The 12,626-nt window shown below is 62.6% G+C and carries 10 protein-coding genes and 1 pseudogene; all 11 read right to left on the bottom strand.

The features are described 5' to 3' along the window. Positions 1 to 21 precede the first annotated feature (21 nt). The 11 genes and pseudogenes from G5V57_RS19755 to G5V57_RS19805 all read right to left on the bottom strand — a co-directional run bounded on the left by G5V57_RS19755 (position 22) and on the right by G5V57_RS19805 (position 12,583). Positions 22 to 1,338, bottom strand: a complete 1,317-nt coding sequence (locus G5V57_RS19755) for a sugar ABC transporter substrate-binding protein (protein WP_165169272.1) — start codon at positions 1,336 to 1,338, stop codon at positions 22 to 24. Between the two features lie 169 nt (positions 1,339 to 1,507). Beyond that, on the bottom strand, positions 1,508 to 2,461 hold the full coding sequence (locus tag G5V57_RS19760; RefSeq protein WP_165169273.1) for a sugar-binding transcriptional regulator: 954 nt from the start codon (positions 2,459 to 2,461) through the stop codon (positions 1,508 to 1,510). A 223-nt stretch (positions 2,462 to 2,684) separates the two neighbouring features. Next, complete coding sequence (locus G5V57_RS19765; protein ID WP_165169274.1) at positions 2,685 to 3,740, bottom strand: ABC transporter ATP-binding protein; 1,056 nt, start codon at positions 3,738 to 3,740, stop codon at positions 2,685 to 2,687. A gap of 3 nt (positions 3,741 to 3,743) precedes the next feature. Then, complete coding sequence (locus G5V57_RS19770; RefSeq protein WP_165169275.1) at positions 3,744 to 4,589, bottom strand: carbohydrate ABC transporter permease; 846 nt, start codon at positions 4,587 to 4,589, stop codon at positions 3,744 to 3,746. Between the two features lies 1 nt (position 4,590). Continuing rightward, positions 4,591 to 5,505 carry a carbohydrate ABC transporter permease gene (locus G5V57_RS19775; RefSeq protein WP_165169276.1) on the bottom strand — a complete coding sequence of 305 codons (915 nt, stop codon included), beginning with the start codon at positions 5,503 to 5,505 and terminating at the stop codon, positions 4,591 to 4,593. Positions 5,506 to 5,747: 242 nt separating this feature from the next. After that, positions 5,748 to 7,025, bottom strand: coding sequence for a sugar ABC transporter substrate-binding protein (locus G5V57_RS19780; protein WP_165169277.1), 1,278 nt, complete (start codon positions 7,023 to 7,025; stop codon positions 5,748 to 5,750). 25 nt (positions 7,026 to 7,050) lie between these two features. Further along, positions 7,051 to 8,205, bottom strand: coding sequence for a PLP-dependent transferase (locus G5V57_RS19785; RefSeq protein ID WP_256378691.1), 1,155 nt, complete (start codon positions 8,203 to 8,205; stop codon positions 7,051 to 7,053). A gap of 31 nt (positions 8,206 to 8,236) precedes the next feature. Continuing rightward, complete coding sequence (locus G5V57_RS19790; protein WP_165169278.1) at positions 8,237 to 8,965, bottom strand: FadR/GntR family transcriptional regulator; 729 nt, start codon at positions 8,963 to 8,965, stop codon at positions 8,237 to 8,239. Positions 8,966 to 9,067: 102 nt separating this feature from the next. Then, positions 9,068 to 10,056, bottom strand: a pseudogene (locus tag G5V57_RS19795) (ABC transporter permease). Next, positions 10,053 to 11,033 (bottom strand): ABC transporter permease, encoded by a 981-nt coding sequence (locus G5V57_RS19800; protein ID WP_165169279.1) that lies wholly within the window; start codon positions 11,031 to 11,033, stop codon positions 10,053 to 10,055. Before G5V57_RS19800 ends, G5V57_RS19795 begins: the two are co-directional and overlap by 4 nt. Then, on the bottom strand, positions 11,030 to 12,583 hold the full coding sequence (locus tag G5V57_RS19805) for a sugar ABC transporter ATP-binding protein (RefSeq protein ID WP_165169280.1): 1,554 nt from the start codon (positions 12,581 to 12,583) through the stop codon (positions 11,030 to 11,032). Before G5V57_RS19805 ends, G5V57_RS19800 begins: the two co-directional genes overlap by 4 nt. Positions 12,584 to 12,626 lie beyond the last annotated feature (43 nt).

The raw sequence follows: 12,626 nt of genomic DNA on the forward strand, positions 1-12,626 counted from the left end.
TTTCGGGAGGAGCCGTCCCGCCTATTTGATGTAGCCGGCTTTGGTCATTTCGCGCGTCGTCGCGGTCTGCGCTTCGGCGAGCGCATCGTCGGCACTCTTCTCACCGGCAAGTGCTGCCGAGAAGATCTGGCCCACAGTCGTGCCGATGCCCTGGAATTCGGGGATGGCGACGAACTGCACGCCGACATAAGGCACGGGCTTGACCGTCGGCTTGGTGGGATCGGCCGAGTTGATCGAGTCCAGCGTCATCTGGGCGAAGGGCGCCGCCTTGAGATAGTCCGGGTTCTTGTAGAGCGAGGTGCGCGTGCCGGGCGGCACATTGGCCCAGCCCTCTTTTGCAGCAACGAGGTCGATATAGTGCTTGCCCGTGGCCCAGGCGACGAATTTCTGCGCCGCCTCGGCCTTTTGCGAGCCGGCCGGCACCGCGAGCGACCAAGCCCACAGCCAGTTGCCGCGCTTGCCGAGGCCGTTATCGGGAGCGAGCGCGAAGCCGACCTTGTCGGCGACCTTCGAGTCCTTCGGATTGGTCACGAAGGAAGCGGCGACCGTGGCATCGATCCACATGGCGCATTTACCGGCGTTGAAGAGCGCGAGATTCTCGTTGAAGCCGTTGGAAGAAGCGCCCGGAGGCCCGGCGTCCTTCATCAGGTCGAGATAGAAGGTGAGGGTGTTCTTCCATTCCGGCTGGTCGAATTGCGGCTTCCAGCTCTCGTCGAACCAGCGCGCGCCGAAGGAATTGGCGGTTGCCGACAGGAAGGCCATGTTCTCGCCCCAGCCGGCCTTGCCGCGCAGGCAAATGCCATAGGTTTCATTCGCCTTGTCGGTCATCTTGCGCGCCGCATCGGCGATGAATTCCCAGGTCGGCGCGTCCGGCATCTTGAGCCCGGCCTTGTCCATGAGATCGGTGCGGTACATCACCATCGAGCTCTCGCCGTAGAAGGGCGCCGCATAGAGCTTGCCGTCGAGCGACAGGCCGCCGCGGATCGGCGGCAGGAGGTCGTCGACATCGTAGTCGGCTCCGAGATTGTCGAGCGGGACGAGCCAGCCTTTCTTCGCCCAGATCGGAACCTCATATGTGCCGATGGTCAAAACGTCGAACTGGCCACCTTTGGTGGCGATGTCGGTGGTCACTTTCTGGCGCAGCACATTCTCCTCGAGCGTCACCCATTCGAGCGAGATGTCGGGATTGGCCTTGGTGAAATCCTCGGTCATCCCCTGCATGCGGATCATGTCGCCATTATTGACGGTGGCAATGGTGAGCTTGGTTTCGGCCAGCGCCGTGCTGGCGAGCGCTGCGGCTGCGAAGGCGCCGAGAAGGCCGGTGAAGATGGCTTTCATTGATGTCCTCCCAAGGAACTGAATTGAGCATTTGCTTCTGAATTGAGCATAATCTCAAATTGGATGAGGGCGAAGTCAAGCCGAATTCCTGTTGCATTGCACAAAAACACTGCAACATCTGCGATAACAGTTTGGTTTTGCTGGAAAAGAAAAATTGAGCGTTTGCTATTTATTCCAGCAAAAGCTCGGCCATTTTCTCGTTGGTTATAAGACCGTTGATCAATTTCCCACGCAGCGCGCCTTTGATCGCCTTGAGTCGCGGGATGGCCATGCCGACGCCGATCATCCGGCGCGTCGCCGGCTGTTCGAGCGGCACGCTAAGCACGCGGTCATTGGTGAGCCCGTCGATGAGCTTGCCATTGGCGTCATAGGCCCAGCCGATGATCTCGCCGACGGCGCCTGCGCGGATGAGCGCGCGGATCTCGTCGGCCTTGACGAAACCGTCGCGCAGCAATGCGGCATCATCATCGATGGTGCCGATGCCGACAAAGGTGACGTCCGCCTGGCGCGCCAGTTCCGTCACATTGCGCAAGGGCTTTTGCGCCAGCAGCAGTGATTTCTCGTGCACGGTGGTGGCGATCACCGGCAGCGGCATGGGATAATGCGGCGCCTTGGCCCGGTCGCCGATGCGGCTGACCACATCGAACAGCGTCGCCGAGCCGTCGGGCGCGATATTGCCGACGAGCGACACGACCTTGTGCTGCGGGCAGTCCATGGGGGTGAGCTGCTCGACCATGGCGCGCAGCATGCGTCCCGTTCCCATGGCGACGATCACCGGATGCTGCGAGACGAGATAGCGCTCGAGCTCGGCGGCGGCCGCTTCCGCCACGCCGAGCGTCGTCGAGGCGGATTCGGGATCGCTCGGCACGACCTCGCAGAAATCGATCGCATAGGCCTGCTTCAGCTGTTCCGACAATTCGAGGCAATGGCCGATCGGATGATCGAGCCGGACCTTGATCAGCTTCTCGCTGACGGCGAGCGAGACCAGCCTTTGCGCCGTCTGCCGGGATACGCCAAGCTTGCGGGCGATCTCGTCCTGGGTATTGCCGGCGATGTAATAGAGCCAGCCCGCCCGGGCTGCCTCGTCGAGCCTGTCCGCCTCTGAATCCGGTTTACGCGCCAAGCGTCCTGTCCTTTGTTGTCGATGAGCATTTGCATATCGGCGCGAAAATGGGAACCCTCTGCCAACCCGTCATCCCGGCGTAAGCCGCTATCGGATTCACACATCTTGTGTCGGGTGCGCTTATACCCTCTCCCCCACCGGGGGAGAGGGGATCGCTCAATAGCCGTCTCAATACGATGTGTGAATACGCCAGCGGCGAGAACCGGGATGACGAACTATTGGGTCAAATCACCCTGAGGCCGCTTGACCGGTCGAAGACATGAATGTCCTGCGGCTTGGCGATCAGGAATTTGCGATCTCCAGGGGCGAGTTGGGGGCGTTCGAGCGCCAGGAGCGTCACGCGTTCATCAGCGGCGTCGAGCGTCACTTGCGTGCTCATGCCGAGGGGCTCGACAACGCTGACCGTGGCGGGAAGTCCTTGATCGGCGAAATGCAAATGCTCTGGACGGATGCCGACAGTGATCTCCTGTCCTTCCTTCAGCGTCGCGAGCGCGGCGAGGGCGAGGACCGTTCCATCGGCGAGACGTGCCGAACCTTGCGTCGCGACGGCATCGAAGAAGTTCATCGTCGGCGAGCCGATGAAGCCGGCGACGAAGATATTGGCGGGGTGGTCATAAAGCTCGAGCGGTGGCCCCACCTGCTGGATAATGCCGTCATTCATCACCACGATGCGGTTGGCCATGGTCATCGCCTCGACCTGATCATGGGTGACATAGATCGCCGTCGTCTTGAGCGACTGGTGCAGCGCCTTGATCTCGGTACGCATGCTGGCGCGCAGCTTGGCGTCGAGATTGGACAGCGGCTCGTCGAAGAGGAACACTTTGGGGTTGCGCACGATGGCGCGGCCCATGGCGACGCGCTGGCGTTGGCCGCCCGACAGCTGCTTCGGCAGGCGGTCGAGCAAAGCGTTGAGGCCAAGCTTGGCCGAAGCCTCAGCGACGCGCTCGCCGATCATCGTCGCCGGACTTTTGCGCAAGTTGAGGCTGAAGGCCATGTTGCGCCGCACGTCCATATGCGGATAGAGCGCATAGGACTGGAACACCATGGCGATGTCGCGGTCCTTGGGCGCCAGATGGGTCACCGTCCGCTCGCCGATATGGATGTCGCCGCCATTGATCGTCTCGAGCCCGGCAATGCTGCGCAGAAGCGTGGACTTGCCGCAGCCCGAAGGGCCGACGAGGACGACGAACTCGCCGTCGGCGATGTCGAGATCGATCCCCTCCAGCACCGTGACCGGCCCGAAACTCTTGTGAATATTGCGCAGCGAGACCGAGGCCATGATCTATCCCTTGACGGCGCCGGCGGTGAGGCCGGTGACCAGATAGCGTTGCAGGAAGAAGAAGAACAGGCAGACCGGGATGAGGGCCAGCACCGAGGCCGCCATCATCTGCCCCCAGTCGACGGCGAACTTGCCGACAAAGGTGAGAAGCCCGACCGAGAATGTCTTCTGGCTCTCGCTGTTGATCAGCATCAGCGCGAAGAGCAGCTCGCTCCACGCAGCGGTGAAGACGAAGGCGACGGTGGCGCCCATGCCGGGCAGCGTCAGGGGCAGGATCACCCTTCTCAGCGCCTCGAAGCGCGTGCAGCCGTCGATCATCGCCGCCTCTTCGAGGTCTTTCGGCACGCCGTCGAGGAAGGACTGCATCAGGAAGGTGGCGAAGGCGATGTTGAAGGCGGTGTAGATGATGATCAGGCCATAGAGGTTATCGGTGAGGCCGAGCTGGCCCATGATCCGGTAGATCGGCGGAATGACCATCACCAGCGGGAAGGTCTGGGTGAGGAGCAGGATGAGGCTCACCAGCGCCTTGCCGCGGAAGCGGAAGCGCGACAATGCATAGCCGGCGAAGGAGGCGACCGCGGTGACGATGATGGCCGTCGTCACCGAGACCAGAATGCTGTTGAGGAAATAACGTGGGAAGTCGCTCGCCTTGAGCACGCTTGTGTAATTGGCGAGGGTCATGCGGCTCGGCCATAGCCGGATACCTTCGCTGTAGAGTAGGTCCTGCGGCGTGACCGAAATCTTGATCGTCCAGTAGATCGGAAGCAGCGCGAAGACGACATAGCAGGCGACGGCGCCATAAAGGCCGATCTGTCCGAATACGCGCTGGAGAAGGGATTGTCCGGGCATGTCAGACATCCCTCAACAGAACGCGCCGTATCTGGATGACGATCAGCGCATAGACGATGAGGAGGACGAGCAGGAGCACGGCGATCGCCGAGGCATAGCCCTTGTCGAGCGACTTGAAGGCCGAGACATAGATATAGGTGGCGATGGTGTTGGTGGAACCGGCCGGTCCGCCCGCTGTCATGACATAGATGAGATCGGCAAAGGTGGCGATCCACACGGTGCGCAGCATGACCGTGATGGCGATGGTGGGCGCGAGGAAGGGCAGCGTCACCTTGGTGAATTGCTGCCAGGCGGTGGCGCCGTCGATGGCCGCCGCCTCATAGAGCTCGGCGGGGATCGATTTGCGTGCTGCGAGCAGCGTGATCGCGAAGAAGGGGATGCCGAACCACACATTGGCGATGATCGGCCCCCACATGGCGGTCGCCGGATCGGCGAGGATGGTGACGGGCTCCGACTGGAGGCCGATGGCGTGGAATATATGCGGCAAGGGCCCGATCATCGGATTGAACAGCCATGCCCAGGTGAGGCCGGTGAGAAAGATCGGCACCGCCCAGGGCAGGAAGACGAGACCCTGGACGAGGCGGCGGCCGTGGAAGGGCTGGTTGAGGAGCAGCGCGAGGCCAAGGCCCAGGAAGAACTGCAGGACGAGGCTCGCCACCGTCCACCACAGCGTATTGACGAGCGCGCCATGCAGCACCGGATCGACCAGCATGGCCCGATACTGATCGAGGCCGACGAATTCCGAGCGGAAGGCGGAGAATTTGCGGAAGGAATAGCTGATGCCGATGATCAGCGGCACGATGAGAACGGTGAAGATCAGGATTAGCGCCGGGCTGAGATAGAGCCAGGGCTCCAGCCAGCGGCGCCTGTCCGCTTCGCGTTGCAAGGCCAGATTGTCTGCGGCGATGGCGGTCATTGATTTTACCCTCGCCCTGCAAGCGAAGCGCAGCGGGGAGAGGGGAGGGGCCCGACGCGAAGCGGCGGGAAGGGTGAGGGGCATGGGCGTCGACGATTATCCTCGTCACGCATTCTCGCTCTTCCTTGTTCCGAATCTTCAATCTTTGACATCGATGAAAATCACGCCGATGCCCCTCACCCTCCCATTGCTTCGCAATGGGGCCCTCCCTCTCCCCGCTGAAGCGGGGAGAGGGCGAGAGACTACTTGTTCTTCTCCATCCACTTCTTCTGCTCGCCGGTGAGGAACGTCGCCCATTCGTCGGCGACTTCCTTCGGCGAGCGCTTGGCGAGCAGGATTTCCTGGAAGCCGGTCGGCACCATGGAATCATAGAACACGCCCAGATTCTCGAGATGTGTCGGTGGCGTCACGAAGACATATTTGTCCGGGTTCGACAGCTCCTCGAACCAGCCCTTGAACTGCTCGGTCTTGAAATGCGCGTCCTGGTCGGCGCCATTGTGGATCGGCAGCACGCCCACCACCTTGGCCCATTCGAGATTCTGCTTGTTGTTGGACAGGAACTCGATGACTTTCCAGGCGTCCTTCTTGACCGGGCTGTCGGCGAACATTGACCAGCCGGCATAGCCCAGCGTCGGATAGGACTTGCCATTGGGTCCGGTCGGCATCGGCGCGACGGCGAAATCATCCGCCTTCATCTTCTCGGCGATGCCGATCAACGCATCCGGATCCTGGTCGAGCATGGCGCAGGTGCCGGTGTAGAAGCCGGTGACGATTTCATTGAAGCCCCAGCTGACGCTGTCCTTCGGCACCCAGCCGTTCTTGTACATATCCTGCAGCATCTGCAGTCCCTTGACCGAGCCTTCCTCGTTGAAGGTCGAGGTGCCGTCTTCGTTGAAGAAGCCGGGCTTGCCGTCCATGATGTTCATGAACATCTGGATGCCGCCGAAGGCGCCGGGGCCGCCTCTCAGGCAATAGCCGTATTTGCCGTTACCGAGGGCCGCGATCTTCTGCGCCGCCGCGGTGAACTCGTCGATCGTCTTCGGCGCTTCGGTGAGACCCGCTTCGGCGAACAGCTTCTTATTCCAGAACATCGCGCGGGCGTAATAGCCGTAGGGAATCATATATTGCGTGTTCTTGACCGTGGAGCCGAACTGCTTGGCGCGGTCGCCCAATGTCGACAACTCGGCCCAGTCCTTCATATAGGGGCCAAGATCCTCGAGCTGGCCGTTATTGCCGTAGAGACCCATCCAGCGTTCCGGCATCTCGACGATATCCGGCGTCTCGCCCGCCTGCACCATGCTCAGGAATTTCTCGAAGGCCTGGCCCCAGGGGAGCGATACGATCTCGACCTTGATATCGGGGTTGGCCTTCTCGAATTCGTCGAGCTCCTTGCGCAGGAATTCGGTGCGTTGCGGGCTGGTGATCACTTCCACCAGCTGCACCTTGGTCTCGGCTGAAGCCGCGCTGCTCAAGGCCGCGATGGCGGCGCCGAGCAGAATGCCTTGCAGGTATTTCTTCATGCTTCTCCTCCCTTGTCGACGTGGTTCAAGTCTTGATGCTTTTTGCCAGGGCATTCTCCAGATCGGCCCACAGCATGTCGGGATCTTCCAATCCGACATGCAGCCTTATGGCGCGCGGGCTGACCTTGAAGCGGTCGAATGAATTGACGCCGGGTGTCTGGGCGAGCGAGGCCGCCACCGGCACGATGAGGCTTTCATGCCCGCCCCAGCTCACGCCCAGGCGGAAGAACTTGAGCAGATCGGCGAAGCGCGGAATATCGATCGCCTCATCGACCTCGAAAGTGAAGAGGCCTGTGAAGCCCGAGAGCGTGGCCCGGCCGGGATGGTTGGAATAGACCGGGTGATGGATCTTTGTGACATGGGCGTGTGCGCGCAGGCGCTCGGCGATGAGGAGCGTGCTGTCCATGTGGCGCTTGAGCCGGAAGGGCAAGGTGCGCAGGCCCCGGACCAGGAGGAAGGCTTCGAGTGGGGAGAGCTTGGCGCCAAGGAAAGGATGGGTGAGCTCGTTGATGCGCGCGATAAGCGCCTTGGAGCCCGCTACGACACCCGCCACCGTGTCGCTGTGGCCGCCGATATATTTCGAGGCCGAGTGCAGCACGAGATCAACGCCATGGGTGATCGGCTTCTGGAAGATGGGTGTCGCCCAGGAATTGTCGATGACCGTGGTGATGCCTTGGGCGCGGGCCGCCTTGGCGAGGCGCGTTATGTCCTGGAGCTCGAAGACCATGGAAGACGGACTTTCGAGATAGAGAAGCTTCGCACCTGGCAGCGCCGCCTCGACCGCTTCGGCATCCGAGCCGTCGACATAGTCGACCCTTACGCCGAGGCGCGGCAGCAGCTTTTCGAAGAAGCGATAGGCATCGCCATAGCAATGACGCACCGCCACGATGCGGTCGCCGGCGCCGACGATCGACAGGACGGTGGCGCTGATCGCCGCCATCCCGGAGGAGAAGCCGCGCGCCGCTTCGGCGCCTTCGAGCTCGGCGATGCGCCGCTCGAAATCATGAACCGTCGGATTGCCGACGCGGCTGTAGATATAGCCTTGCCCTTCGCCGGCGAAGGTCTTCTGCATTTCGGCGAAGTCCTTGAAGGTGAAGAGCGAGGTCTGGTAGATCGGGCCGACCACCGGATCATGGACATGCGGCGCGTCGTCGGTGAGGATCAGCGACGCCGCTTCGATGGCGGCCCTGGCGGCATCCGTGATCCGGGTTTCATGCTTCACCGGGATAGGCCTCACGGATTTCACTGCCGACGCTGTCGATGATCTTCAGCGCTTCGGCGCGCGCGGTGGCGGGATCGCGCCGGGCGATGGCGTCGAACATGGTGCGGTGGAAGGGAAAGGACGCTTCCGCGAAATTCGGGATCTGCAGCGGGTTCTCCCAGAACTGATGCACGAGGTCGCGCATCGACTGGACGATCTGGGTGAAGAGAGGATTGCCCGTCGCCTCGATGATCGACTGGTGATATTCCCAGTCCTCTTCCGATGAATTGCCGACGGCGTGGGCGGCTTCCATGCGGTCGAGCGCCTTCTCGATTGTCGCGATGCGGTCGGCTGAAGCGGAAGCCGCGCAGATCGCGGCAGCCTCGCCTTCGAGCGCGCGGCGCACCTGAAGGCCATGCAGCAGGTCCTTCACATTGGACGAACGGCTGAGCACCAGCGGCACATGCACGATATTGCGGCCGACCGCCTTGCGCAGATAAACGCCCGAGCCTTTGCGCATTTCGACAATGCCGAGCGCTTCCCAGCGTTTGAGCGCCTCGCGCACGGTGGGGCGGCTGACCTGCAGCCGCTCGCACAGCATCCGTTCGGAAGGGAGCTTGTCGCCGGGCTCGATCCGGGCCTCCTCCACATAGGCGGCAAGGGCATCGATCACAGCGGAATCAAGGGTTTGGCTCTTGACCGGGCTGAGAAGGCCGGAATTTGACGGCTTTGATTTCACGGATCCTCCCTGAATCCCGACGTCTAAGCGGTCAGGCTGTCAGACCAGTTCAGTCAAGCCTGGGTTGCGGAAGGAGTCAACCCCTATCACATGGAGAGCGCCTCATTGGTTCGCCGGTGTTCGTCCGTAGAGCAGCAGCATGGCGACGATGACCACGCCATAGATGATCTGCCGCCCGGCTTCCGGCATCTGCATGACCGACAGGATGGACTGCAGCAGCGTGATCAGGATGACGCCGGCGACGGTGCCCAGATAGGAGCCGCGTCCGCCGAGGATCGAGGTGCCGCCCAGCACCACGGCGGCGATCGAAGGCAGGAGATAGGTGTCGCCCATCGACTGCGCCGCCTTGGATGCATAGCCCGCCAGCAGCACGCCGCCAAAGGCGCTCAAGCCCCCGAGACGACGAAGGCGATTAACACGACGCGGCGCGTGTCGACGCCCGACAGATAGGCGGCGCGCTCGCGGTTGCCGATCGCGTAGACGCTGCGGCCGAAGGTCGTGCGGGTCAAGGCGAAGACCGCCGCGGCGCCGATCAGCGCCCAGATGATCACCGCATTGGGCACGCCCGGCACGAGGAAGCCCGTCGCGATGTAGCGCATCGCAGTTGTAGCTGAATCCTGGGGCGAGAAGCCGCCGGTATAGACGACCATCAGCCCTTGCGCGACCGCGTTGGTGGCGAGCGTGATGATCATCGATGGGATACGCAGATAGGCGACGCCGACGCCATTGGTCAGGCCGATCGCCATGCCGCACAGGATGCCGAAGGGAATGGCGAGCGCCTCGCCGACATGCCCGAAAGCGGCGGCGGCACAGGCCATCATGCCGCCGACGGCCACCGACCAGGGCACCGACAGGTCGATCTGGCCGAGCAGGATGACGATCATCATGCCGGTGGCGATGACGCCCAGAAACGAGGCCACCTTCAATTGCTGCAGAAGGTATTCGACCGACAGGAAGCTCGTCGAATAGATGCTGCCCACGGCGAGCAGCAGCAGGATACAGCCGAAAGCGGTGGCGACCGCCGGATCGATGCGGCGAATGAATTTCGGCAGGCGGCGCTCCATCCCGCGTTCTCCAGTGATATCGCTCATCCGAACCACTCCAGCCGATTGCGGACACGGAACAGGCCGAAGGCGCCGAGGCTGACGGCGATCAGCAATACTACGCCCTGGAACAGCGGCTGCCATAGGGGGTCGAAATCGAAGACGAAGAGGAGATCGCCGATGGTGCGGAAGGCGAAAGCGCCGAAGATCGCGCCGATGACGCTGCCCTTGCCGCCGAAGAGCGATACGCCGCCCAGCACCACGGCGGCGATGGAGAAGAGCGTATAGGCATTGCCGCTCGCATAAGCGGCCTCGCCCGTATAGGTGAAGAAGGTGAGAAAAAGGCCGCCGATCGAGGCGAGCAGGCCGGCGAGCGCATAGGCCAGGAATTTCGCCCGGCGTATCGGCATGCCGGACATATAGGCCGCGGGTTCGGACGAGCCTGCGGCATAGGCGGCGCGGCCCAGCACCGAACGGCTGAACGGCACCCAGACCACCAGCACCACGGCAGCGAGAGCCACGAGGCTCGCAGGCACAACGCCAAACAACTTGCCGGTCAAGGCATCGGCCAGAACCTCATTCACCGAGCCGCCTGGATAGGGCCGCAGCAGCAGAGCGATCCCGAAATAGGCGGCCCCGGTGGCGATGGTGGCGACGATCGGCTGCAGCCGGCCATAAATCACGATCAGCCCGTTGAGGATGCCGCAGGCGAGGCCAGAGCCCAGCACCGCGATCACGCCCAGCGTGGTTGCGCCGGCACCGCCGACGACAAGCCAGGAGGCGAGGCAGTTGGTGAGGATGAAGATCATGCCGACGGAGAGATCGATGCCGGCGGTGATCACCACCAGCGTCTGCGCCATCGCGACGAAGGCGAGGAGCACGCTCTTATTGGCGGCGGTCTGCACCACATTGGCAGTGAAGCCCGCCGGATGATTGGAGACATAGATAGCAAACATGACGGCGAAGATGCCGATTGCCATCAAGGTCTGGCGCTGCTCGGCCAGCCAGAAACGCCATTCCTTCATGTGCGGACCTCCTTCATCCGCGCCTGATCGACATTGAGGGCGCTGGCGACCAAAGCACGCTCAGTGAGCCTGTCGCCCGAGAGCTCGTTGATGATGCTGCCATCGTAGAGGACGAGCACGCGGTCGCAGCAGCCGATCAACTCGTCATAGTCGGTCGAATAGAACAGGATAGCCGCGCCTTGATCGGCGAGCCGGCGCAGCAGCGCATAGAGCTCCTGCTTGGTGCCGACGTCGATGCCGCGGGTGGGATCGTTGAGCAGGATCAGGCGCGGACTGCGCATCAGCCATTTGGCGATGACGACCTTCTGCTGATTGCCGCCCGACAGCGCGCCGACCGGGATGTCGAGTCCGGCGGTCTTGATGGTGAGCAGGCGCACCATCTCGTCGATGAGCTCCTCCTCCTTGTCGCGGTCGATGATGCCGCGGCGCGCCACGCGATCGAGCGCGGCGAAGGAGAGGTTCTCGCGCACCGTCATCGGCAGCATGAGACCCTCGGTCTTGCGGTCCTCCGGAATGAGCGCCATGCCGATACTCCGGTCGCAGGCTTTGGAGGGACTGGCGATGGATTTGGGCTTGCCATCGATGAGGATCTCTCCCGTGGTGCCACGCAGAACGCCGAACAGAGCGAGCAGCAGATCGCGCTGGCCCTGGCCGTCGAGACCGCCCAGGCCGACGACCTCGCCTTCGCCGACAGTCAGCGAGATGTTGCGCAGGCGATCATCCCAACCGAGATCGCGGCATTCGAGCACCGGCGGTTCAGGACGGGAAACATGCACGGGCTTCGGGGGAAAGACATTCTTGTATTCGCGTCCGATCATCATCTCGACCACTTCGGTCTCGCTGCGGGTGCCGGCCTTGTAAGTCGCGACATTGCGGCCGTTGCGGAAGACTGTGCATTCATCGGCGAGCTCGGCGATCTCATGCATGCGATGCGAGATATAGAGGAGCGCCATGCCCTCCGAGCGGAATCTCTTCAGGACGGCGAAGATCTTGGCGACGTCGCCGGCCGTCAAGGCCGAGGTCGCCTCGTCGAGGATCAGAATGCGGGGCTTCCGGGCGAGGGCCTTGGCGATCTCCACCATCTGGCGGCGCGACAGCGGCAGATCCTTCACCAGGGTGCGCGGATGGATATCATCGGCGCCGGCACGCGCCAGCGCGTCGCCGGCGATGACGCGCTGCGCCTGGCGGTCGATCATGCCGAAACGGCGCGGCGGATTGGAGATGCAGATATTGTCGGCGACGCTGAGATCCGGGATCAGCGACAGCTCCTGGAAAACACAGGCGATGCCGGAAGAGGCGGCGTCGGCGGGTGACGCGAAACTCACCTCGCGGCCCTCGAGTAGGAGGCGGCCTTCATCGGACGCCACGACGCCGGCCATGATCTTGATAAGCGTCGATTTGCCGGCGCCATTCTCCCCGAGAATGCCGTGGATGCGGCCGGGCATGACGGTGAGCTCGGCTTTTTCAAGCGCACGCACGCCGCCATAATATTTGGAGATCCCCGACATGCTGAACAGCGGGGGCGCCGTCGCGGTTTCCTGACTGGTCATGGGACCTTCCAGCAATCGGAATCCTGCGCCGCGGCATGCAAAG

Source organism: Nordella sp. HKS 07, assembly GCF_011046735.1.
Classification (GTDB): Bacteria; Pseudomonadota; Alphaproteobacteria; order Rhizobiales; family Aestuariivirgaceae; genus Taklimakanibacter.